Raw genomic sequence first — 20,860 nt, 5'->3', positions numbered from 1 at the left:
GCTTAAAAGCCACCTTATATAAGCGTCGTTTACCGTTTGGATGCTCCATAGGGGGCCGTTTCGGTGCGCAGCTTGCGCCGCCGGATATCCTGGACGCCGGATAGTCGGGTCCGGACGGCCTGCCGCAGAAGGATGAGGATAGGCACATGGCTAAAGTGATCGGCATCGACCTCGGAACCACGAACTCGTGCGTGGCTGTCATGGAGGGCGGCAAGCCGAGGGTTCTGGAAAACGCCGAAGGCATGAACACGACTCCGTCGATCGTGGCCTTCGCTGCTGACGACGAAAAGCTCGTCGGCCTTCCCGCCAAGCGTCAGGCGGTGACCAACCCCCTCAATACGTTCTTCGCCATTAAGCGCCTGATCGGACGCCGGTACGATGATCCGATGGTCGAGAAGGACAAGGATCTCGTTCCCTACAAGATCGTCAAAGGCCCCAGTGGCGATGCCTGGGTCGAAGCCCACGGCAAGCAGTATTCTCCGCAGCAGATCTCCGCTTTCATCCTGCAGAAGATGAAAGAGACGGCCGAAGCCAAGCTCGGCGAGAAGGTCACGCAGGCGGTCATCACGGTTCCCGCATACTTCAACGACGCGCAGCGCCAGGCGACCAAGGACGCCGGCAAGATCGCGGGTCTCGAGGTGCTGCGCATCATCAACGAGCCGACGGCAGCGGCGCTCGCCTACGGTCTCGACAAGAAGAAAGATTCCAAGACGATCGCGGTGTACGACCTCGGCGGCGGCACGTTCGATATCTCGGTCCTCGAGATCGGCGATGGCGTGTTCGAGGTGAAGTCGACGAACGGTGACACGTTCCTCGGCGGCGAAGACTTCGACATGAAGCTCGTTGCCTACCTCGCCGATGAGTTCAAGAAAGAGACCGGCATCAACCTGCGCAACGACAAGCTTGCGCTGCAGCGCCTGAAGGAAGCTGCCGAGAAGGCGAAGATCGAGCTTTCGAGCGCCACTCAGACCGAAATCAATCTGCCGTTTATCACGGCCGATGCTTCGGGTCCGAAGCATCTGACGCTGAAGCTCACCCGCGCCAAGCTGGAGAGCCTCGTCGACGATCTCATCGTGCGCACCAAGGGTCCGTGCGAGAAGGCGATCAAGGACGCCGGCCTCAAGGCTGCGGACATCGATGAGGTGGTCCTCGTCGGTGGTCAGACGCGCATGCCGAAGGTGCAGGAAGTCGTCAAGCAGATCTTCGGCAAGGAGCCCCACAAGGGGGTCAACCCGGACGAAGTCGTCGCCATCGGCGCTGCCATTCAGGCCGGCGTGCTGCAGGGCGAAGTGAAGGACGTCCTGCTGCTCGACGTTACCCCGCTGTCGCTGGGCATCGAGACGCTGGGTGGCGTGTTCACCCGCCTGATCGAGCGCAACACGACGATTCCGACCAAGAAGAGCCAGACCTTCTCGACCGCCGAAGACGGGCAGAACGCGGTGACCATCCGCGTCAGCCAGGGCGAGCGCGAGATGGCGGCCGACAACAAGCTGCTCGGCCAGTTCGATCTCGTCGGCATTCCGCCGGCGCCGCGCGGCGTGCCGCAGATCGAGGTCACGTTCGACATCGACGCCAACGGTATCGTGCACGTGTCGGCGAAGGACAAAGCGACCGCCAAGGAGCAGTCGATCCGCATTCAGGCATCGGGCGGTCTTTCCGACTCCGAGATCGATCGGATGGTGAAGGACGCCGAATCGCATGCGGCCGAGGACAAGAAGCGCCGCGAGGTGATCGAGGCAAAGAACCACGCCGAGGCGCTTATCCACTCGACCGAGAAGCAGCTCTCCGAGAATGCGAGCAACCCGGCGGTTACGGCGGCGAAGCCGGACGTCGAGAAGGCTATTGCGGACCTCAAGGAAGCTGTCGGCTCTGACGACGCCGAGCGCATCAACGCGGCTACCACCGCGCTGGCGCAGGCAGCCATGAAGATCGGCGAGGCCATCTATGCCGGCCAGCAGGGCGCCGGTGGCGGCGATGCCGATGCGGGTTCCACCGCTTCCTCGTCGGGCGATGAAAACGTCGTCGATGCCGACTTCGAAGAGGTCAAGGACGACAAGAAGAAGTCGGCCTGATCCATCAGCGCGATTAGTGATGATTAAAACGCGAGCCCGGCCCCTGCGGCCGGGCTCGGCGTTAGAGGGGTCCACTTTGGCGTCGCAGTGGCTTGCGGCCACACCCCGGCCTCTCCACATACCAAACGCGCCACAAACCCTTCCCCCGCGCGTAAAACATCGCTATTTCCCACTGAAGGGCTAATTCATCTGTGCACCAATTCGAAGGATCCGCGCTGAACATGTCCAAGCGCGACTACTATGAGACGCTCGGGCTGTCCCGAAGCGCGAGCGAGCAAGAGCTGAAGTCTGCCTACCGGCGGCTCGCCAAGGAATTCCATCCGGATTGCAATCCGGGCGATGAGGGAGCCGAAGTCCGCTTCAAGGAAGTCAGCGAAGCCTACGAGGTGCTGAAAGATCCGCAGAAGCGCGCGGCGTACGATCATTTCGGCCATGCCGCGTTCGAGCATGGCGGCGGCGGTGCCCGCGGCTTCGGGCCGGACTTTGCCTCGTCGATGTCGGATATCTTCGACGATCTGTTTGGCGAGTTCATGGGCGGGCGACGCGGGCAGCGTTCTCGATCGGCCCGTGAGCGCGGTGCCGACCTGCGGTACAACCTCGAGATCACGCTATCGGAAGCCTACGAGGGAAAGACCGCGCAGATCCGCGTGCCGACCTCGGTTTCCTGTGAAACCTGCTCTGGCACCGGTGCCCGCGCCGGCACCAAGCCCGTCACCTGCCCGACGTGCGGCGGCCACGGCAAGGTGCGCGCGAGCCAGGGCTTCTTCACCATCGAGCGCACGTGCCCCAACTGTCAGGGGCGTGGTGAGACGATCGAAGATCCGTGCGGCACGTGCCACGGCTCTGGCCGCGTCACCAAGGAGCGTACGCTCTCCGTTAACATTCCCCCGGGCGTAGAGGATGGCACCCGCATTCGTCTTGCCGGCGAAGGCGAAGCGGGGCTGCGCGGTGGCCCGGCGGGCGACCTTTACATTTTCCTGTCGCTGAAGCCGCACGAGTTTTTCCAGCGCGACGGCGCAGACATCTTCTGCAAGGTGCCGATCGCCATGACGACTGCGGCGCTCGGCGGGCAGATCGAGGTTCCGACTGTCGACGGCGGCGCGACGCGCATCAAGATCCCGGAGGGCTCGGAGAGCGGCAAGCAGTTCCGCCTGAAGGGCAAGGGCATGCCGGTGCTGCGCTCCAAGGTGAACGGCGACATGTACATCCAGGTCGAGGTCGAGACGCCGAAGAGCCTGACGAAACGCCAGAGGGAGCTGCTCGAAGAGTTCGAGCGTGAGAGCCACAAGGAGACGAGCCCGGAGAGCCACGGGTTCTTCGCGCGCGTTAAAGATTTCTTCGAAGGCAAGAGCTGATCCGGCGCGAGGAACGATGACAAGCACGGTGAGACTTCTGTTTTTCGCCGGGTCCTCGCGTACCGGCTCCTATAACCAAAAGCTTGCAGAACTCGGCGCCAAGATAGCCGAGGCGAACGGCATCGCATCGACCTTCGCCGACATCGGCGACTATCCGATGCCGCTCTATAACGGTGATGACGAAGCGACTTCAGGCCCGCCCGAGAACGCCTACAAGTTCAAGGAGCTGATGGCGGCGCACACCGGCATTTTCATCGCCAGCCCGGAATACAACTCGTCGATCACGCCGCTGCTGAAAAACACTCTCGACTGGGTAAGCCGGGTGCGCGAGCCCGGGCCGAGCGGTGCTGAGGTCTACAAGACCCGCGTGTTCGCACTCGGGTCGGCGTCCCCGGGCGGAATGGGCGGCCTGCGCAGTCTGACGACGGTGCGGCAGGTGCTGGAGCTTGGGCTCGGCGCGCTGGTGCTGCCGGATCAGTTCGCGGTGCCGCGGGCGAAGGACGCTTTTGGCGCAGACGGGCATCTCCACAACAAGGAGAGCCAGGAAATCTTCAAGGCCCTGATCCAGAAGCTTGCGCGCGCAGCGCATGTGCTGCATGGCTAGCGCCGCAATGGCCAAGCGTGCGGCCCTCACCCGGAAACGATCTTCGATCGCTTCCGACCTCTCCCTCAAGGGAGAGGTTACGTGGTTGCCTGCCGCTGACCGACGTGACCACCTCTCCCCGGTGGGGAGAGGTCGCCGTGAAATGCGCAGCATGAGCGGCGGGTGAGGGGGTGTATGAGCCCCCGGATCGGTCGCCCACTGTTCTGTTATCCTAGCTCATGCCAGCACGATTGACCTCATGACTGCACACTCCGCCAGAGATCGTCTGATCGTCGCCCTCGACATGCCGACACTCGAGGAGGCGCAGAGGCTCATCGCCCAGCTCGGCGATTCCGTTCACTTCTACAAGGTCGGGCTGGAATTGCTGTTCGCCGGCGGGCTCGAGCTGGCGCGTGCGCTCAAAGCGGAACGCAAGAACGTGTTCCTCGATCTGAAGCTGCTGGACATCGGCAATACGGTGGAGCGAGCCGTGGCCAATGCCACCGAGCTCGGCGTCGATTTCCTCACGGTGCATGGCCATGACCTGAAGACAATGCGCGCGGCCGTTGCCGGGCGCGGATCTTCGAAGCTGAAGCTTCTGGCGGTAACCGTTCTGACCAACCTCACCGCCGATGATCTGAAGCAGCAGGGCGCTACAGCTAGCCCGGCTGAAATGGTGCTGCGCCGCGCGGAGCTGGCGCGCGAATCCGGTTTCGATGGCGTGATCGCATCGGGCCAGGAGGCAGGGCGCATTCGCGAGGCTGTCGGTCCTGGCTTCCTCATCGTAACGCCGGGTATCCGCCTGACGGGAAGCACGACAGACGACCAGCAGCGCATCACGACGCCGGATAACGCCGTCAGGGCGGGCGCCGATTACATCGTGGTCGGACGGCCGATCACGCAGGCCGACGACCCCAAGCTCGCCGCGGAAACATTCGTCAACCACATCCGCGAAGCGCAGTCGCGGCATTGAAGCGACGCGCGTAACAACGCCGGGAGGAGAACTAAGATGGCCAAAGGTTATGTGATCGCGCATGCGACGGTGACGGACCCCGAAAAGTGGGCGAAGTACGTTGCGAAATCGAAGATCGCGCTCGACAAGTTCGGCGGGGTGCCGATCGTTCGCGGTGGCCGGTGCCGACTGATGGAAGGCAACGGGACACAGCGCAACGTGGTGCTCGAGTTCCCGAGCTATGAGGCTGCCGAGGGCTACGCAACGTCGCCGGAATACGCGGCCGCGAAGGCGGAGCGCGAGGGCGCGGGCACCATAGACATCGTCGTGGTGGAAGGCGTTTAATTCCGACGAGCGGCTTCCTCACTTCTCCCTCCCCCTCGATGGGGAGGGCGGGGTGGGGGTGAAGGTGAAGCAGCACCTCTGTCGTTGTTAGCACCCCCCTCCCTAGCCCTCCCCCGCAAGGGGGGAGGGAACAGGTATCGGGAGCCCTCCCCCGCAGAGGTATCGGGAGCGCATTGATGGCGCACTTTCCGGAAAAGGGTGACCGCGCGGCGTGGCGCGTAAACGTGCTGACGCTGTTCCCGGAAATGTTTCCGGGGCCGCTGGGGGTCTCGCTCGTGGGGCAGGCGCTGGAGGCGGGGCTGTGGTCATTGGCGGCGATCCCGCTGCGCGAGTTCGGCATCGGGCGACATCGCGCCGTCGACGACACGCCGGCCGGCGGGGGTGCGGGCATGGTGATGCGCGCGGACGTATTGGCCGCCGCCATCGATCATGCGCGCCAGGGCGAACCCGATGCGCCCCTGATCTATCTGTCTCCCCGGGGAGAGCCGTTGAGCCAGGCGCTTGCTGCGGAGCTTGCGGCCGGGCCTGGGGTGATGCTGCTGGCCGGGCGCTTCGAAGGGGTCGACGAGCGCGTGATCGCCGGCCGAAGGATGCGCGAGGTTTCCATCGGCGACTATGTGCTGTCGGGCGGTGAACTGGCGGCGATGGTGCTGATCGATGCGTGCGTGCGGTTGCTGCCGGGCGTGCTCGGCGCGTCGGACTCGCTGGGGGAGGAGAGCTTCGAGGACGGCCTGCTGGAGTATCCGCAGTACACCAAACCGCGCGAATGGGAGGGCAGGGCTATCCCGGAGGTGCTGCTGTCGGGAGACCATAAAAGGGTCGCCGAGTGGCGGAGAAGCGAGGCGGCGCGGATTACGGCGGAGCGGCGCCCCGACCTGCTGAAGCGGCGCTGAGTACTGCTCTGGCCGGCCTCGTAGCGCGCACCCGCGAAGCGCGCGCGAAAGCCTTCGTTGCTTCGGTTAAGAGACGAAAATATAAGGTCCAACCGGCCTGCGACATGGCTGCAGCCAGGATTCTGCGCAGGCGGGCCTTCAAACGGCCCGTTTGACGCAATCACCATATCGACAAGCCCTCGGGTTTCGGCTATGACCCGCGGCTAATTCCCTAAGGCTTGCCGTTTAGGGGTGCTGGCCATCGGCCGTGCCCCGCCGGCCTATTTCTACAGTTTAGGTGCCCTATGAACGTTATCCAAGAGCTCGAGCGCGAGCAGATCAGCGCCGTCACGGCGAAGCGCGGTGTGCCCGAATTCGGCCCGGGCGATACCGTCAAGGTTATGGTGAAGGTGATCGAGGGCGAGAACGTCCGCACCCAGGCCTACGAGGGCGTCGTGATCGGCCGCTCCGGCGCCGGCATCAACGAGAACTTCACCGTTCGCAAGATCTCCTACGGCGAGGGCGTCGAGCGCGTCTTCCCGATCTATTCTCCATACATCGCCGAGATCGAGGTTGTGCGTCGCGGTAAGGTCCGCCGCGCGAAGCTCTATTATCTGCGTGGCCGTCGCGGCAAGGCTGCTCGTATCCCTGAGCGCTCGGACGCACGTGCGCGCCGCCTCAACGCGGCCTGGAAGGGCTTCAAGAAGCAGAAGGGCGAGGCCGACGATCTCACGAAGATCAAGGGCATCGACGCCGACCTCGCAGCGCGCCTGCGCCAGCTCAACTGCATCAAGCTGGAGCAGATCGCCAACTTCTCGGACGAGGACATCACCAACGTCGACGAGACGCTGCAGCTCGCTGGCCGCATCGAGAAGGACGATTGGGTGGGGCAGGCTCAGGCGCTGATCGCCGAGGCTTCCGCTGCCGAGGTTCCGGCCGAGGAAGAGGCGAAGGCCTGATCGGCTTCGCTCACCTGGCGGATGAAATTTGAAAACGGCGCGCTTTATCGGCGCGCCGTTTTTGTTTTGGGACGCGCGATGCTGTCTCTTGTCGCGTGGGCCGACGTCACGGCTGTGCGGTGCATCGCACGCGCGGGCCGCGCGACACGTCCCGGCGCTATTGTTCTGCGCTTCAGCTGAACTCGCCTAAGCGGTCTAGCCGAACTTGTAGAGCACGCCGTAACCGCCGCGCGGGTAACTCCACTCGATGTCGCCAGACGGCTCAGCGATGAGGCGGCAGGTGCCGCACTCGACGCAACCGTCAGCGGCGATCTCGACCTGGCCGGCGCCGTTGAGCGCGTAGCAGCCGGCTGGGCATGCGGTGAGCAGCGCGCGCAGCTCCGGCGTCGGCGTCGCGTGCGGGCGCACCTTGATGTGCACGCGCCCGGTGTCGACGAGGTAGCGGTTCTGGTAGAGCTTGTCCTCGACGCGGACTGTGAGTGGGGCCGTCATATCAACCTCCAATTCCGTTCGCCGCCCGAAGTGCGGATGGGTAAGTCCTGCGCATGTGTCATCGCCAAGCGCGCGCCAAGCGGAAGCCGTCGGCGAACAGGCCGAGCCAGGAGCGAGCGTTGACGAACGAGCGGATCGTCTTCTTCTCCTTCTCCACCTTCGGCGTGCCATCGACGCGCACGAAGCTCTGCATCGCCTTGCTGACGAGCTGCGGATAGGTGAGGAAGAAATTCTGTGACTGCGTGTGAAGAAGCGCTGGCATGTCCTTGTATTTCTTCAGATCTTTGATAACGAATGACTTGTCCAACATCTCCTTGTACAGCGACAAATTTTGTTCGGTCATTTCCTCGCGCCGCGAACGCAACTGGAAGATGGCCTCGCCGGCGATGCGGCCGGAGGTCATCGCGAGGTTCGAGCCTTCGCGGTGGATGGCGTTGTTGAGCTGCGCTGCGTCACCGACCACGACCCAGCCGTCGCCATAGAGCTGCGGGATGGCCTTGAAGCCGCCTTCGGGGATGAGGTGGGCGGAATATTCCTTCACCTCGGAGCCCTCGATGAGAGGGGCAACCGATGGGTGGCGCTTGAAGGCATCGAGCAGGCCGTAGGGTGTTTCGCCGGTGCGCTGGAAGTCCGACACCAGGCAGCCCATGCCGATCGAGACGCATTCCTTGTTGGAGTAGATGAAGCCCATACCGGTCATGCCGCGGGAGATGGTGCCAGCGGCCTCGATGACCATGCCTTCGTCGCCCTTGAGGTTGAACCGCGACTCGATGGTCTCGCGCGGCATGAAGTGCATTTCCTTCACGGCGAGCGCGGTGTTCTCGGGCTTGGGGATCTCGCGCAGGCCGGCGCGTGTGCCCAGCAGGCCTGTGACACCCTCGGCGATGACGACAACGTCGGCACGGATGAGGCCGCCGGAGCGGTCAGTGCGCACGCCGATCACCTTGCCGAACGAATCCTTGACGAGCTCGACCACTGTGGTCTCGCACAGGACAACGGCGCCGGCTTCCTGCACCTTCTTCGAGAACCACTTGTCGAACTGGGCGCGAATGATCGTGTAGCGGTTTGGGCTCTGCTCGTTGAAGTCCTCGGAGCGATAGTGCAAGCCGACGTGCGAGCGGTCGTCCATCATCCAGAAACGCTGCTCGACGAGATGGCGCTCCAGAGGAGCATCATCGCGAAAATCCGGGATGAGCTTCTCCAGCATGTCGGCATAGAGAATGGCGCCCTGCACGTTCTTGGAGCCCGAGTATTCGCCACGCTCCAGCTGCAGAACCTTCATGCCACGCTGCGCCATGGTGAGCGCGGCGGCGTTGCCTGCCATACCGGCTCCGACAACGATGGCATCGAATTTTTCGTCGATCATCGGTGCTCTCCTAGCTCGCAATACGTTCGCTGGTGCTGGCGGACAGGCGCTTGCGGAACGCTTCCGTGAGCGCGGGCAACAACCGCACGGCGTCGGTGACGAGACCGACGTGGGCGAAGTCGAAAATCGGCGCGTTCTTGTCGGTGTTGATCGCAACGATCAGGTCGGCGCCCTCGACACCGACGCGATGCTGGATGGCGCCGGAGATGCCGGCGGCAATGTAGAGGCGCGGGCGGATGGTCTTGCCGGTCTGGCCGATCTGACGCTCCGCCGGCAGCCAGCCTTTCTGAACGACGGGACGCGAGCAGCCGTATTCGGCACCGAGCACGGAGGCGAGCTGGCGCACGAGCTGGAAGTTTTCCGGCGAACCGAGGCCGAGGCCACCGGCGACGACGACGTCGGCGTAAGCGAGGCTCGATTTGTCCGACTCGCGGTCGGCGATGAACGAGAGAACCTTGGTGACGACGTCGTCCTCGACCATGGCGAACTTGTGCTCGACGAGGCGGCCGAGCGGGCGCTCGACGCGGTCGGGCATGGACATCACGCGCGGACGGACGGTGGCCATCTGCGGCCGATAATTGAGCGTGTAGATGGTGCAGAGAAGCGAGCCACCGAAGGTCGGGCGGGTGGCTGCGAGCGATCCATCGGCGTCGACATCGAGCGCCGTGCTATCGGCGGTCAGGCCGGTCAGCAGCGTCGTCGCGACAGCGCCGGCAAGGTCGCGCCCGAGCGTCGTGGCGCCGAGCAGCAGGATTTCGGGCTTGTAGGTGTTGACCAGCTCGGTCATCGCCCGAGCGTAGGGCTCGTTGCGGTAGTCGGTGAGGACATCACTCTCGACGATATAGGCAAGGTCGGCGCCGTAGCAGCTCGCCTCGGCAGCGGCTTCCTTCACCCCGCCACCTGGGGCGCCGAGAACAACGGCCGCCAGATCAACGCCGAGCTTGTTCGCTAGGTCGCGGCCAGCACCAAGCAGCTCCCAGGAGACAGGATGCACGACGCCGCGCTCCTGCTCGATAAAGACCCAGACGTGCTTATAGTCTTTGAAATGCTCGGGCAGCTCTTTCTTGGTGCCGGCACGGCCACCGGCGGCTGCGGGTTTCTTTGGTGCCTCGGCCATCTCGATCCCTCTGCGGTTCTAGTATCCGCGTGCGAGCGTCATCAGCTTCGATTCAAGCTCGGGCTGCTGTTTGAAGATTTCGGCGATCAGTGCTTCTGCCGGCGTTGCATCGCCCGGCTCGACCATTGTGGCCTTGGTGGCGCGCGGGCTCGGTGCAAACACCTTCTTGACGATGGTGGGCGAGCCGCGCAGCCCGCACTTGGCGGTGTCCTCTATGCCCGCGTCCGCGGCGCTCCATTTGACGATCTCCGCGCGGGAGGCGCGCAGGGCGTCGCTCATTGAGCCGCGGCGGATTTCGTTGGTGCCCTCCAGCATAGTGATGAGGCATGGCATCTTCGTTGCCAGCTCCTGCACACCGCCTTCAGCGCGGCGCTCCACCTTGATGGTGCGCGCTTCGCCATCGACATCGGCGACGCGCGATACATAGGTGAGCTGCGTAAGGCCGAGGCGCTTGGCTATGCCGGGACCGACCTGGGCGGTGTCACCGTCGATGGTCTGCTTGCCGGTGAAGACGATGTCCGCCGGACTGAACGTCTCACCGATCTTTCTGATCGCCGCTGCCAGTGCGAACGTGGTGGCGAGGGTGTCGGAGCCGGCGAAGAAGCGATCAGTGAGCAGCACCGCGCGGTCGGCGCCGAAGGTGAGCGCCTTGCGCAGCGTGTCCTCGGCCATCGGCGGGCCCATGGTGAGGATCGTCACCTCACCGCCGAGCTTGTCGCGCAAGCGCAGGGCCTCCTCGATGGCGAAGAGGTCATAGGGGTTGATGATGGTCGGCACGCCCTGGCGCATGATGGTGTTGGTCACCGGGTGCACGCGGATCTGGGCGGAGTCTGGAACCTGCTTGATGCAGACGACGATGTGCATAGCGCGCCATGTCCTCGAAGCGTTTCATCTGGTATGAGCAAGCGCCGTACCAACCGGCTGGATTGCTAATTTTTTTGCGTGATTACCGCTACTTGTGCGCGTCGCGTTGCCGGAAACGTGTGCGGTGGAGAACGAACATGCGTGTCGGAAACACGACAGTGATCGCGCTCCTTCCGCGACCTATTTGAATAGCGAGTCGAGAGGAACGAACGCGGCTTGTGGCTTTACCTCAGGCTTAGGCTGCACGGCTTCGCGCAGCACCTTGAAGACGCGCTGGTCGATCGGCGTAGACGTGACGAAGTCATCGTACGCGCGTTCGAGATTGGTGCGGCAGCGATCAGAGATTTCCTCGGACGACAGGCCGGTGAAGTCTTCTTTGGCGAGGTACTGGCCCATACGCTTCAGGATATGCAGACGAGCGACGCGAACGACCTTTTCGTCGTAGGGCAGCCCCAGGATGTTGAAAAAGTCCTCGGCGGAGGATGCTGCATTCAGCCTGGCGAGGATGTCGCTGTCTGTCGTGGCTATCGCCGTCATGGTTCAACTCCTAGCAATTGGGCTGGTGGAAGGGTTCATCGTCCCGCTTGGGCGCTGCGCCGTTGCTGTCGCGAAGGCGCTTTTGCATGTGCGCGAGCCGTGTCTCGAGGAAGTCGATACGGTCGAGGAGGCTCGCGAGCGCCTCACCTACGGGATCTGGAATGCGATGGTGATCGAGGTCGATGCGTCCGGCGATGCGGCCGCCAGGACGCTCGGGGCGAACGATGCGCGCGGGAATGCCAACGAGCGTGACCCCCGGGGGCGCGTTCTTGACGACGACGGAGTTGGCACCGATGCGGACGCCGCTGCCGATGATGATGGGACCAAGGATCTTCGCGCCGGCACCGATGACGACGCCATCCTCCAGTGTCGGGTGGCGCTTGCCAGTGGACCAAGTCGTGCCGCCGAGAGTGACACCATGATAGAGCGTCACGTCGTTGCCGATCACCGCGGTCTCGCCGATGACGACACCCGATCCGTGATCGATGAAGAAGCGACGTCCGATAGTTGCGCCGGGATGGATGTCGACGTTGGTGAGCAGGCGGGCGAACCACGCGGTCAGCCGGGCAGAGAAGCGCCAATTGCTGCGCCACAGGCGATTGGCGAGGCGGTGCCAGATGATGGCGTGCACACCGGGATAGGTGAGCAGCGTCTCCAGGCTGCTGCGGGCCGCAGGATCGCGCGAGCGCACGCAGCGGACATCCTCGGCGATGAGCTTGAAGAGTCCAGGCTCGGGCTGGCTCTCGCCAGCGCCCTTGTCCCGCGCGAGATTCAAGACTTCGCCCATGCGCCCCTCCCATCGAGAGAAATTGCCGAAGCACAGCGCACCTCGCGCCAGATTTCGGTGAGTTCCGCTTCGCTGACCGCGGCCTTCGTCGTTGTCGCGAGGGCCCGAACGCGCGCGAGAATGGCGCTCATCTCCTGCGCGTCAGCTTCGAGGTGCATTTCACCAAGGCGAGATGAAATGGCGGCGAGACCCGAGTGTTTACCGATGACGATCCGGTGCGCGCGTCCGAGAAGTGCTGGATCGAGCGACTGGTATGTGCGGCGATCCTTCAGAAGGCCATCGACGTGGATGCCCGATTCATGAGTGAAGATATGATCGCCGACGATGGCCTTGCCGGGCGGAACAGGGCGCGCGGCGGCCGCCGCAACAGTGCGCGCAACATGATCGAGGCTTGTGGGAACGATGCCAGTCTGCCGGCCGTAGAGCTGCATCAAGGCGATAGCCACCTCTTCAAGCGGCGCGTTGCCGGCGCGCTCGCCAAGGCCGATGACCGTTACCGAAGCGTGCGTTGCGCCAGCACGGATGGCTGCGAGAGTATTGGCGGTCGCAAGACCGAGATCGTCGTGGGCGTGAATTTCGATTTCCAGGTCTGTCGCCCTGCGCAGGCGCTCGACCAGAGAATAGGTGGCGAATGGGTCGAGCACGCTGAGCGTGTCGGCGATGCGGAACCGGCGTGCGCCGGCCGCCCTCGCCGCAGCGGCTACATCGATGAGAAAGTCAACGTCGGCTCGCGATGAATCTTCGCCGCCGACGGCAACGTCGAGACCATTGGTGCGGGCGTAGCCGACAACGCGATCGATCTGCTCAAGCACGGCGTCACGTCCGCCGCGCAGCTTGGCTGCGATCTGGACGTCCGAGACGGGCACGGACAGGTTGACCATCGAGACGTCGGTTCGCAGCGCGGCGTCGACATCGTCTGTGCGCATGCGGCACCAGGCGATGGGCCGCAGCGGAAGCCCGGCATCGACGATAGCCTTGATAGCTGCAATTTCTTCAGGGCCCATCGCCGGAGTGCCGACCTCGGCCTCCGTGACGCCCGCCTCGGCGAGCGCAGCGGCGATAGCGACCTTCTCACGCATGGAGAAGGCGACGCCTGGCGCCTGCTCGCCATCACGTAGCGTCGTATCGTTGAGGATGACTGGCGTGGACGGGGCGCTTTGATCAAGCATGAGCATCACCCATGGCGGGGACGCCCTCTGTCGGGGGCGCCATGTCACGCAGCTTGGCGATGACGCCGGGGATGATGTCGATGGCGCGATCGATTTCCTCGGCAGTGGTCTCGCGCGAAAGGGAGAAGCGCACGCCGCCGTGCAGCGCGGATTCGGGAACCTGCATGGCGCGTAGTACGTGCGATGGCTCGAACGAGCCTGCCGCGCAAGCAGATCCGAGCGATGCGGCGATGCCGGCGCGGTCGAGCAGCAGGACGACATCCTCGCCGACGACGCCGGTGAAGGCGACGTTGAGCGTGTTGGGAACCCGCTCCGATTCACTGCCGACGATGAGGCAGCCTGGGATGCTCGAAGTAATGGCGTCCTGGAAGCGATCACGCAGCGCACGCACGCTCGTCGCCTCATATTCGAGGTGCTGCAGGGCCAGTTCTGCGGCTTTGCCGAGAGCGGCGATAGCGGGAACATTCTCAGTGCCGCCGCGGCGACCGCGCTCCTGTCGACCACCGATGACCTGCGGGGCGATGCGCACACCTCGGCGCACGTAAAGCGCTCCGATGCCTTTGGGCGCATGCAGCTTATGACCCGAGATCGACAGCATATCGATGGACGTCGACTTCACATTCAGGGGGATTTTACCGGCGGCCTGCACGGCATCGGTGTGGAACAGCGCCCCTGCTGCCTTGGCCTTGGCCGCCAACTCGGCTACCGGAAACACTACACCGGTCTCGTTGTTGGCCCACATCATGGAAACAACGGCGACGCGATCGGACAGCGCTGCCTGATAAGCGGCCATATCGAGTTGGCCGCGCTTGTCGACGGGAATGACGTGCACGCGAACGCCGCTGCTCGACAGAGCGTTGCAGAGCGTCAGCACCGCGGGGTGCTCGACTGCGCTGGTGATGACCTCGGTTTTCCCCGGCGACACCTCGAGCGCCGAACGGATGGCGGCGTTGGCGCCCTCGGTGCCGCCGGAGTTAAACACGATCTCGTCGTCGTGTGCTGCACCGACGAGTTCGCGCACCTGTCCCCGGGCGAGCCGAACCGCCGCGAGCGGGGCCGCGGCGAACGCATGCATCGAGGAAGGATTGCCGAAATGCTCCTTCAAGAAGGGGAGCATCGCGTCGATCACGCGCGCATCAACGCGCGTCGTCGCATTATTGTCGAGATAGATCGCCGCCATGATCCGCCTCGTAAGGTACGCTCGTCAGTTCAACCGACCGGAACAACCCGCAGCGGCACGCGAAGCATCGCAACCAGACGCTCCTGGACGCCGGCGATCGTAACGGATGCCATGTGGCAACCAACGCAAGCGCCCGTGAGCTTGACGTAGATGGTGTTGCCCTCGACATCGACCAGCTCGCAGTCCCCGCCATCACGCTTGAGGAACGGGCGGATATCTTCGATGGCCTTCTCGATGAGCGCGATCTTCTCCAGCGAGTCGCCGTCCATGACGCGCGGCTCGGCCGGACGGGCCGGCGCCTGCGGCCGGAGCGCCTGAGGCGGGCGCGCCTGAGGCGCCGGTCGCGTGAAGCGCGCAGGCACGGTCGGCTCGCGTTTTGTTACGGCTTCAGAAGTTGCAGAAACGTCGTCCACGCGCGTTCTCCTTCGCGAAATCCGAGATCAACCGAACGACTTGCCGCACGAGCACTTCGATGCAGCGTTCGGGTTGTCGAAGGTGAAGCCCGAGCCTTCGAGGCTTTCGACGAAGCCAAGGCGCATGCCGGCGAGTAGCGGGGCGGAATCGGGATCGATGAACACCTTCACGCCGCTGGCCTCGATGACGGAGTCATCGGAGCGGGGCTCGGCGTCGAGGCCGATGAGGTACTTGTAGCCGGCGCAGCCGCCGTTCTGGACCGTGATGCGCAAGCCGGCTTCGACATTGCCCGTGCGCTGCATGGCGGCCTTGATGGCGGTGGCGGCTTCGGTGGTGACATCGATCATGGGTGGACACTCCCTCGGATGGGTTCGCTAATGGGATGCATCGCAACGAGCGTGCCACCACGGTCCCCGCCCCATGTCATTGTTATTATTGTGTTATCTTGGCGTGTTCTGCTTGTTAGGATCGCAACAATTGGCGTCGATAGCCGACTCTTTGTCGGCTTTGCTGCAAAGCGACAGCGCTAGTCGGCCTTGCCCTCGACCTCGTTGGCGGGGGCGGCTTGGAGCTGGCCATAGTTCTGGATGCCGATCTTGTTCAGGAGGTCGAGCTGGGTCTCGAGGAAGTCGATGTGACCCTCCTCGTCCTCCAGGAGTTCCTCGAATAGCTCCATAGAGACGTAGTCCTTGTGCTGGCGGCACAACTCGCGCGATTTCGAGTAGAACTCCTGCGCGACGTACTCGCCCTTAAGGTCGCACTCCAGCACTTCCTTCAGGGTTTCGCCGATCATCAGAGGGGCGATCTCCTGCATCTTGGGGAAGCCTTCGAGGAAGATGATGCGGGTGATCAGCTTGTCGGCGTGCTGCATCTCCTCGATCGATTCCTCGCGCTCCTTCTTGGCGAGCTTGGTGAAGCCCCAGTCATCGAGGCGCCGGTAGTGCAGCCAGTACTGGTTGACGGCGCCAAGCTCGAGCTTCAGAGCCTCGTTCAGTGCATCGATGACGGCTTTGTTTCCCTTCATGGGTCGTCCCCTTCAAATGATATCTGCCGAGCCCTTTCGGCCGCCCGGATCGCGCGCGGCCAGATTACGGCTTGCTACGTGGATGGTGTGTCGGATTGATCGATGTCCGCTAGGCGATCTCGCGCGTAGCTTGGGAGTTGCTGTCGCACCCTGCCGCCGCGCGTTCCTTGCCGCGCAAGCGGTCGCGCCAGGCGTTGAACTCGAGCAGCTTGCTGCGGGCGGTGGCGCTGACGGTCGCTGCGATGAGACCGCGGCGCTCCAACTCGCCCACCTTGTCGTAGATCGTTTCGACGGCGACGGGTGCGCAGCCGCAGCAGTTCATGCGTTTGCTCAGATGCCGAAAGACGATACCGGGCGTCGGGATGGGTGCGTCGGGGCGGTTCAGCACATCGATGAGCGCTGTCTCGATGTCCTGGTCGGTAATGATCATGCAGGAACAGACGATCATTGCTTGCTCGCCCTTATGGCTTGCTCTCCGGCTTCAGTTCACCGGCCCCATCTCTGATCTTAGCAACCAACGTGCCAGGACGTTCGCGTTTGCTATTGGCCCGGTTTTTCAGTGCTTTGCGATGCCCCGTGTGCGCAAGACAACAAGCTTGAACCTACGCTTCTGGGGCGTTTGTCGGCTTTGCTGCAAATTCAACCGTGGCGTCTTCCGTCGGCAGACGGCGCAGACGGACGACTACGTCGACGCGGGCGACCTCGAAGCCTTCGGGTGGCGTCGGGGCGCGCTCGAGAATGACATCCTCCGTCTCCGGAATGTCGAAAACGTGCTCCTCGCCTTCGACCAGGAAGTGGTGATGGGCGCTCGGATTGGTATCAAAGAATGATTTAGGACCAGCGACGCCAATCTCGCGCAGAAGGCCCACTTCGGTGAACTGGTTCAGCGTATTGTAGACGGTGGCGAGCGATATCGGCAGCTTAGCGCTGACCGCCTCCTCGTAAATTATGTCGGCGGTGACGTGGCGGTTGCCCTTGGCAAAGAGGATCCAGCCGAGCAGAAGGCGCTGGCGCGTCGGGCGCAGGCCGACCTTGCGCAGAAGCTTCTTGCACGAAGACCACGGGCAACCATCGGCATGGTCATCGGTGGATGAAGGATCGCGCCAATCGATTGCCGATTCCGGCACGGCGAGGAATACGTCGTTCGATTGGTTCATGGTCTCAAACACCTCGGTCGCAGAAACGTCTTTCATCACACCATCACCTTCGGAGAGGGATTCGCCTCCAGCTCGGCGTCACGCTTCCGGCGGGCAAGGCGGCTCTCGCCATCCTCGACGCCGAAACAATTGTCGAAATCGCTGCAGTCGGTGCACACCGGCGTGGTGCACATGACGAAGCCCTCGTCTTCGCAGAGCATGCGATAGAAGAAACGCTTCCAGCGCATGCCGCGGGTATTACGCTCGGCGAGCGGCGCGAAATGGCGCTTGAGCATGCGCGACAGCTCTTCGCGATTACGCAGCCCCAGATCCTCCCACAGGTGGCTCGCCTCCATGGAGCGCCGCGCGATCATGTGGGCCAAAAGCCTGCCGATCTCGCTGCCGGGGTGGCAGTTGGCGAGAAGGAGATCGCGCACCATGACGAGCTCGTCGTCCGCGGCAGCCGCGTCCGCGCGCCCCGGCCAGTCGAAGTCGGTATGGGGGAACCACCGGTCGATGAGGTCTGAAAGATCGGACTGCGCCAACCCGATGCGTTCGCAGAGGGATCCGTCCTCCAACGTCGCCACAGCGATGATGCAGGCGAGAACGTGGGCATCGAACTCCTGATCAGTGTCGATGCAGGCGTCGGCCGGATCGCGACCGGTCAACGCCCGATATGCGGCCGGTCCCCGCTTGGCGGCAACACGCATCGTAGCGGTCGGCTTTGTCAGTTGCCGCTTCTCGCTCGGTGATGCATGTGCCGCCGCGGTCATTCGGTCCCCTTATGCTGCGATGCTGCTGGCTGGAGTGTGCGTCTGACAGTTCTTCGGGCAAACGCGCGCGCAAGCGGTGCAGCCGATGCAGTTGCCCGGGTTGTCGATCACCATGATCTTTCTCTCGAACTCGTCGTCATCATCGTCATCGCCGGAGAGGGAGACGACTTCGCCCTCTTCATTGATGCCGCACAGATGCATGACGTCGCGGCCACAGACCTTGAAGCACCGGCCGCATCCGATGCAGGTGGTGGCGTTGATCTCAACGAGGTACTCCGGCTCCCACGGCTTACCATCGCGTCTGGTGAACATCGTCCGTGCCCCTTCCACATTCCGTCAAATCGCGTCGCACTCACGCGGCGCTGGCCTCAGCCTGTTTGAGTGCTGCACGAGCCTCCTCCAGCGCCTTGTAGGAGTCGTACGTTTCCTGGGCGACCGAGAGGATGCTGGTCCAGTTGATGGGCAACTCCTCGGAGAGGTCGTGCAGATTCATTTTCATGTTGGTGGCCTTGGCGGACAGCTTCTTGATGTCAGCCTTCAGCGCGTCGATATCAGCCACGGTCGTGCCTCTTCTTTAGTAGTTCGCGACTTCGGGATACTTGGTGATCATCTCGACAGCGGATGCGACGAGCTTCTCGCCTTCCTCGGCCATCTTCTCGTAGCTCGGGAAGCCGAAGCGGTGCACGTCGCGCAGGTGCTTGTTGACGACGACCAGACGTCCGGCAGTGAGCACCATGCGGCCGAAGCCTTCGTGGTGCATCTTCATGATGGGAGACACCATGATGCCGGTTGCGCGCTCAATAGAGAGCCCAACAGCGTTGTAGAAGAGCTCGAGGCGCCACAGCGTCTCGGGATCGGGATCGCCTATCAGAGGGATCTCTTTGCGCTTTTCCTTGTCGAGAATGTACGGCTCTAGCAGGTCGAGGTCGGTCTTGCCCTCCCAGGCGCCGTGCAAGTCCTGCGCGCGCCACTGCTTGACCAGCTCTTTGATAAACACCGAATCCGCTTTCGGCTCGGCGACTACTGCTGCTGCAGCCTCAGACATGTTCAACCTCGTCCTCAAAATCAAAGCTGCGCTCCTGCCCCTTCATCATGGCCTTGCGCAGCCAGGGTGGGGGCGTTCCCTTCAATACGGCTTGCAGCTTGCCGAGGATCTCGACGATGTCCTCTGGCTGACTGACCTTGATGGGATGGATGTTCTTGGCGACGACGCGGGCAGCGCCCGATCCGCCGATTGCCGCGACATAGAGAATGGCGCAGTCGGCGATGGCATCCAGCTTCGGGAGCAGCTTGTCCTCGTTGCCGTCCTCCTGGAGGTCGCCATCGAACTGGATCGCTTCGATGAACTGATGGCCTTCAGGCGACACCTCATAGATGGCGATATTCTTCGCCCAGCCGAAGTGCGCGTCGACGCGCTTCAGGTCTTGAGTAGCGAACGCTATTTTCATGTTACCTCCATTGTCGCCATCGCCTGGGTCCAGGGCGGGGCTAATGAGTCGTAACCGACGCACTGGCATCATCACTCGCCTCGTTCTGGATCTTCCATGTGTCGGGTTCTGCCTCGTGTGCGTTGGCAATGAAGATGTTGCCGATGTCGAAGATCAGATCACGCGAGCCGCGATAGCCGACCGTGAGCAGGTGGCCGGCGCCGAGGCGGTCAAATGTCGGGATGCCAAGGCGGAACAGTGGAACTTGCAGACGCTCGGCGGCCTGGCGCCCGTGTGCGTGGGTAATAATGAGATCGCAGTCGGCGGCGCGGTGCTCGAGATCTTCAAGATCGCCGATCAGAACTTCGTCTGTCGGCACGCGCTCCAGCAGCGGTGAATGCGTGGTGGTGATGGCCGCGGTGATCTCGCAACCAAGCTCGTGCAGCCAGCTTGCCGTCGCCCACAGCAGATCGGGCTCGGCGCCGATGGCGATCTTCTTACCGCCAAACTGGAAGTGGCCGTCGAGCATGGCGTCGACCAGCTGGCCGCGCTGACGACGATAGCGACGGGGAACGGGACGGCCGCTGACGCGCGCGAGCAGCGCCATCAGCTCGTCGTTGGGGGCGAGGCCGGTGAGGCGATCGAAGACGACGGAAGGGGCGCCGGTCTTTTCCTGCATGGCGACCGCTGCAGCGCGCATCTGCTCGCCGACGGCAATGGTGATTTCAGCTGAACCCATCGCTGCGATTTCGTCGAGCGAGATACCGCCCAGCGTCGTCGGCGTGAAATCTTCGGGAATGTGGCCGTCGAGCGAGCCGGAGAGATCAGGGAGGAACGACGGGGTAAGGCCGAATGCCTCGATGATCTCTCGCAGCTCATCGATGTCGCCGGGCGTCAGGTGGCACCCGGGCAGAACGTTGACGTGACCAGTGCGGCGCGGTGCGCGGGGCTCAGGCGTGGAGACGAGGTCGCGCACCATCTGTGTGACGGTTTTTGCCCAGCCATCCTGGAAGGCGTCCTTGAAATCGGGCGTCGAAACATAAACGAGCTTCACGTGGTCGAGCTCGGGATGCTTCTGGCGGATGATGCGAATGAAACCGTCGACGTCGTCGCCCTTGGTCTCGGTGACGCCAGTGGAGCAGATGCCGATGATCTTCGGCTTGGTGCGATTGGAGATGTTGACGATGGCCTGCTCGACGTTCTCAAGGCCGCCCAGCACGGTTGCGACCTCGCTCATGGCCGTCGTCTGCATCGGGATGGCTTCGCGAAAATGGCGCACGAACAGCACCAGGCCGAATGACGTGCAACCCTGCGATCCGTGCAGCAGCGGCATGCAGCCCTCGACGCCCATGAAGGCGAGCGTGCCGCCGATCGGCTGGCTCATCTTGAGCGGGTTGACCGTGCAGGCCTTCTTGGATGTGGAAACCTTTGCCATC

The 20,860-nt window shown here is 63.3% G+C and carries 26 protein-coding genes; 7 read left to right on the top strand and 19 right to left on the bottom strand.

Features of this window, described 5'->3' with window-relative positions:
* The first annotated feature begins 146 nt into the window (after positions 1–146).
* The 7 genes from dnaK to rplS all read left to right on the top strand — a co-directional run bounded on the left by dnaK (position 147) and on the right by rplS (position 7,138).
* Positions 147–2,072 (top strand): molecular chaperone DnaK, encoded by a 1,926-nt coding sequence (gene dnaK, locus ACP15D_RS12565; protein ID WP_424957827.1) that lies wholly within the window; start codon positions 147–149, stop codon positions 2,070–2,072.
* 221 nt (positions 2,073–2,293) lie between these two features.
* Positions 2,294–3,427, top strand: coding sequence for a molecular chaperone DnaJ (gene dnaJ / locus ACP15D_RS12560; RefSeq protein WP_424957826.1), 1,134 nt, complete (start codon positions 2,294–2,296; stop codon positions 3,425–3,427).
* 16 nt (positions 3,428–3,443) lie between these two features.
* Positions 3,444–4,031 carry an NADPH-dependent FMN reductase gene (locus tag ACP15D_RS12555; RefSeq protein ID WP_424957825.1) on the top strand — a complete coding sequence of 196 codons (588 nt, stop codon included), beginning with the start codon at positions 3,444–3,446 and terminating at the stop codon, positions 4,029–4,031.
* A 238-nt stretch (positions 4,032–4,269) separates the two neighbouring features.
* Positions 4,270–4,983, top strand: a complete 714-nt coding sequence (pyrF, locus tag ACP15D_RS12550) for an orotidine-5'-phosphate decarboxylase (protein WP_424957824.1) — start codon at positions 4,270–4,272, stop codon at positions 4,981–4,983.
* A gap of 36 nt (positions 4,984–5,019) precedes the next feature.
* Positions 5,020–5,307 (top strand): DUF1330 domain-containing protein, encoded by a 288-nt coding sequence (locus ACP15D_RS12545; RefSeq protein WP_072370350.1) that lies wholly within the window; start codon positions 5,020–5,022, stop codon positions 5,305–5,307.
* Positions 5,308–5,483: 176 nt separating this feature from the next.
* On the top strand, positions 5,484–6,200 hold the full coding sequence (gene trmD, locus ACP15D_RS12540; RefSeq protein WP_424957823.1) for a tRNA (guanosine(37)-N1)-methyltransferase TrmD: 717 nt from the start codon (positions 5,484–5,486) through the stop codon (positions 6,198–6,200).
* 284 nt (positions 6,201–6,484) lie between these two features.
* A complete protein-coding gene (gene rplS / locus ACP15D_RS12535) occupies positions 6,485–7,138 on the top strand; it encodes a 50S ribosomal protein L19 (RefSeq protein ID WP_424957822.1) in 654 nt (217 codons plus the stop codon).
* 195 nt (positions 7,139–7,333) lie between these two features.
* Here the strand turns inward: rplS and ACP15D_RS12530 are convergent, their stop codons facing one another.
* The 19 genes from ACP15D_RS12530 to nifN form a co-directional block, all read right to left on the bottom strand.
* Positions 7,334–7,630: a ferredoxin family protein gene (locus ACP15D_RS12530; protein WP_424957821.1), complete on the bottom strand. Its 297-nt coding sequence runs from the start codon at positions 7,628–7,630 to the stop codon at positions 7,334–7,336.
* A gap of 58 nt (positions 7,631–7,688) precedes the next feature.
* Positions 7,689–8,996: an FAD-dependent oxidoreductase gene (locus tag ACP15D_RS12525; protein WP_424957820.1), complete on the bottom strand. Its 1,308-nt coding sequence runs from the start codon at positions 8,994–8,996 to the stop codon at positions 7,689–7,691.
* Positions 8,997–9,006: 10 nt separating this feature from the next.
* Positions 9,007–10,113, bottom strand: coding sequence for an electron transfer flavoprotein subunit alpha/FixB family protein (locus tag ACP15D_RS12520; RefSeq protein WP_424957819.1), 1,107 nt, complete (start codon positions 10,111–10,113; stop codon positions 9,007–9,009).
* Positions 10,114–10,131: 18 nt separating this feature from the next.
* Positions 10,132–10,977 (bottom strand): electron transfer flavoprotein subunit beta/FixA family protein, encoded by an 846-nt coding sequence (locus tag ACP15D_RS12515; protein WP_424957818.1) that lies wholly within the window; start codon positions 10,975–10,977, stop codon positions 10,132–10,134.
* 180 nt (positions 10,978–11,157) lie between these two features.
* Entirely contained in the window at positions 11,158–11,514 is a 357-nt protein-coding gene (nifW, locus tag ACP15D_RS12510; protein WP_072370334.1) for a nitrogenase stabilizing/protective protein NifW, read from the bottom strand.
* 10 nt (positions 11,515–11,524) lie between these two features.
* Positions 11,525–12,301: a serine O-acetyltransferase gene (cysE, locus tag ACP15D_RS12505; protein WP_424957817.1), complete on the bottom strand. Its 777-nt coding sequence runs from the start codon at positions 12,299–12,301 to the stop codon at positions 11,525–11,527.
* Positions 12,286–13,470: a homocitrate synthase gene (nifV, locus tag ACP15D_RS12500; RefSeq protein ID WP_424957816.1), complete on the bottom strand. Its 1,185-nt coding sequence runs from the start codon at positions 13,468–13,470 to the stop codon at positions 12,286–12,288. The genes cysE and nifV overlap by 16 nt, the downstream gene beginning before the upstream one ends.
* On the bottom strand, positions 13,463–14,650 hold the full coding sequence (gene nifS, locus ACP15D_RS12495) for a cysteine desulfurase NifS (RefSeq protein ID WP_424957815.1): 1,188 nt from the start codon (positions 14,648–14,650) through the stop codon (positions 13,463–13,465). Before nifS ends, nifV begins: the two co-directional genes overlap by 8 nt.
* Positions 14,651–14,679: 29 nt before the next feature.
* Positions 14,680–15,063: a NifU family protein gene (locus ACP15D_RS12490; protein WP_072370323.1), complete on the bottom strand. Its 384-nt coding sequence runs from the start codon at positions 15,061–15,063 to the stop codon at positions 14,680–14,682.
* 27 nt (positions 15,064–15,090) lie between these two features.
* Positions 15,091–15,411: a HesB/IscA family protein gene (locus ACP15D_RS12485; protein ID WP_072370320.1), complete on the bottom strand. Its 321-nt coding sequence runs from the start codon at positions 15,409–15,411 to the stop codon at positions 15,091–15,093.
* A gap of 179 nt (positions 15,412–15,590) precedes the next feature.
* On the bottom strand, positions 15,591–16,088 hold the full coding sequence (bfr, locus tag ACP15D_RS12480) for a bacterioferritin (RefSeq protein WP_424957814.1): 498 nt from the start codon (positions 16,086–16,088) through the stop codon (positions 15,591–15,593).
* Positions 16,089–16,197: 109 nt separating this feature from the next.
* Complete coding sequence (locus ACP15D_RS12475) at positions 16,198–16,536, bottom strand: (2Fe-2S)-binding protein (RefSeq protein WP_424957813.1); 339 nt, start codon at positions 16,534–16,536, stop codon at positions 16,198–16,200.
* A gap of 154 nt (positions 16,537–16,690) precedes the next feature.
* Entirely contained in the window at positions 16,691–17,281 is a 591-nt protein-coding gene (gene irr / locus ACP15D_RS12470) for a Fur family transcriptional regulator Irr (protein ID WP_424957812.1), read from the bottom strand.
* Positions 17,281–17,997, bottom strand: a complete 717-nt coding sequence (locus tag ACP15D_RS12465; protein WP_424957811.1) for a nitrogen fixation protein NifQ — start codon at positions 17,995–17,997, stop codon at positions 17,281–17,283. Before ACP15D_RS12465 ends, irr begins: the two co-directional genes overlap by 1 nt.
* 9 nt (positions 17,998–18,006) lie before the next feature.
* Entirely contained in the window at positions 18,007–18,309 is a 303-nt protein-coding gene (fdxB, locus tag ACP15D_RS12460; protein ID WP_424957810.1) for a ferredoxin III, nif-specific, read from the bottom strand.
* A gap of 40 nt (positions 18,310–18,349) precedes the next feature.
* On the bottom strand, positions 18,350–18,556 hold the full coding sequence (locus tag ACP15D_RS12455; RefSeq protein ID WP_072370303.1) for a CCE_0567 family metalloprotein: 207 nt from the start codon (positions 18,554–18,556) through the stop codon (positions 18,350–18,352).
* Positions 18,557–18,571: 15 nt separating this feature from the next.
* On the bottom strand, positions 18,572–19,042 hold the full coding sequence (locus ACP15D_RS12450; protein WP_424957809.1) for a NifX-associated nitrogen fixation protein: 471 nt from the start codon (positions 19,040–19,042) through the stop codon (positions 18,572–18,574).
* A complete protein-coding gene (gene nifX / locus ACP15D_RS12445; protein ID WP_424957808.1) occupies positions 19,035–19,445 on the bottom strand; it encodes a nitrogen fixation protein NifX in 411 nt (136 codons plus the stop codon). The genes ACP15D_RS12450 and nifX overlap by 8 nt, the downstream gene beginning before the upstream one ends.
* A 40-nt stretch (positions 19,446–19,485) precedes the next feature.
* On the bottom strand, positions 19,486–20,859 hold the full coding sequence (gene nifN, locus ACP15D_RS12440; RefSeq protein ID WP_424957807.1) for a nitrogenase iron-molybdenum cofactor biosynthesis protein NifN: 1,374 nt from the start codon (positions 20,857–20,859) through the stop codon (positions 19,486–19,488).
* Position 20,860: the final 1 nt, after the last annotated feature.

The organism is Hyphomicrobium sp. 1Nfss2.1, from assembly GCF_965243865.1.
In the GTDB taxonomy this organism is placed as follows: domain Bacteria; phylum Pseudomonadota; class Alphaproteobacteria; order Rhizobiales; family Hyphomicrobiaceae; genus Hyphomicrobium_A.
This window is presented reverse-complemented; position numbering and strand designations above follow the sequence as displayed.

What these genes read in the sequence shown, in the direction of transcription:
- dnaK (WP_424957827.1), top strand. Translation starts at nt 147, where the DNA reads ATGGCTAAAGTGATCGGCATCGACCTCGGAACCACGAACTCGTGCGTG.
- dnaJ (WP_424957826.1), top strand. Translation starts at nt 2,294, where the DNA reads ATGTCCAAGCGCGACTACTATGAGACGCTCGGGCTGTCCCGAAGCGCG.
- ACP15D_RS12555 (WP_424957825.1), top strand. Translation starts at nt 3,444, where the DNA reads ATGACAAGCACGGTGAGACTTCTGTTTTTCGCCGGGTCCTCGCGTACC.
- pyrF (WP_424957824.1), top strand. Translation starts at nt 4,270, where the DNA reads ATGACTGCACACTCCGCCAGAGATCGTCTGATCGTCGCCCTCGACATG.
- ACP15D_RS12545 (WP_072370350.1), top strand. Translation starts at nt 5,020, where the DNA reads ATGGCCAAAGGTTATGTGATCGCGCATGCGACGGTGACGGACCCCGAA.
- trmD (WP_424957823.1), top strand. Translation starts at nt 5,484, where the DNA reads ATGGCGCACTTTCCGGAAAAGGGTGACCGCGCGGCGTGGCGCGTAAAC.
- rplS (WP_424957822.1), top strand. Translation starts at nt 6,485, where the DNA reads ATGAACGTTATCCAAGAGCTCGAGCGCGAGCAGATCAGCGCCGTCACG.
- ACP15D_RS12530 (WP_424957821.1), bottom strand. Translation starts at nt 7,630, where the DNA reads ATGACGGCCCCACTCACAGTCCGCGTCGAGGACAAGCTCTACCAGAAC.
- ACP15D_RS12525 (WP_424957820.1), bottom strand. Translation starts at nt 8,996, where the DNA reads ATGATCGACGAAAAATTCGATGCCATCGTTGTCGGAGCCGGTATGGCA.
- ACP15D_RS12520 (WP_424957819.1), bottom strand. Translation starts at nt 10,113, where the DNA reads ATGGCCGAGGCACCAAAGAAACCCGCAGCCGCCGGTGGCCGTGCCGGC.
- ACP15D_RS12515 (WP_424957818.1), bottom strand. Translation starts at nt 10,977, where the DNA reads ATGCACATCGTCGTCTGCATCAAGCAGGTTCCAGACTCCGCCCAGATC.
- nifW (WP_072370334.1), bottom strand. Translation starts at nt 11,514, where the DNA reads ATGACGGCGATAGCCACGACAGACAGCGACATCCTCGCCAGGCTGAAT.
- cysE (WP_424957817.1), bottom strand. Translation starts at nt 12,301, where the DNA reads ATGGGCGAAGTCTTGAATCTCGCGCGGGACAAGGGCGCTGGCGAGAGC.
- nifV (WP_424957816.1), bottom strand. Translation starts at nt 13,470, where the DNA reads ATGCTTGATCAAAGCGCCCCGTCCACGCCAGTCATCCTCAACGATACG.
- nifS (WP_424957815.1), bottom strand. Translation starts at nt 14,650, where the DNA reads ATGGCGGCGATCTATCTCGACAATAATGCGACGACGCGCGTTGATGCG.
- ACP15D_RS12485 (WP_072370320.1), bottom strand. Translation starts at nt 15,411, where the DNA reads ATGATCGATGTCACCACCGAAGCCGCCACCGCCATCAAGGCCGCCATG.
- bfr (WP_424957814.1), bottom strand. Translation starts at nt 16,088, where the DNA reads ATGAAGGGAAACAAAGCCGTCATCGATGCACTGAACGAGGCTCTGAAG.
- ACP15D_RS12475 (WP_424957813.1), bottom strand. Translation starts at nt 16,536, where the DNA reads ATGATCGTCTGTTCCTGCATGATCATTACCGACCAGGACATCGAGACA.
- irr (WP_424957812.1), bottom strand. Translation starts at nt 17,281, where the DNA reads ATGAAAGACGTTTCTGCGACCGAGGTGTTTGAGACCATGAACCAATCG.
- ACP15D_RS12465 (WP_424957811.1), bottom strand. Translation starts at nt 17,997, where the DNA reads ATGACCGCGGCGGCACATGCATCACCGAGCGAGAAGCGGCAACTGACA.
- fdxB (WP_424957810.1), bottom strand. Translation starts at nt 18,309, where the DNA reads ATGTTCACCAGACGCGATGGTAAGCCGTGGGAGCCGGAGTACCTCGTT.
- ACP15D_RS12450 (WP_424957809.1), bottom strand. Translation starts at nt 19,042, where the DNA reads ATGTCTGAGGCTGCAGCAGCAGTAGTCGCCGAGCCGAAAGCGGATTCG.
- nifX (WP_424957808.1), bottom strand. Translation starts at nt 19,445, where the DNA reads ATGAAAATAGCGTTCGCTACTCAAGACCTGAAGCGCGTCGACGCGCAC.
- nifN (WP_424957807.1), bottom strand. Translation starts at nt 20,859, where the DNA reads ATGGCAAAGGTTTCCACATCCAAGAAGGCCTGCACGGTCAACCCGCTC.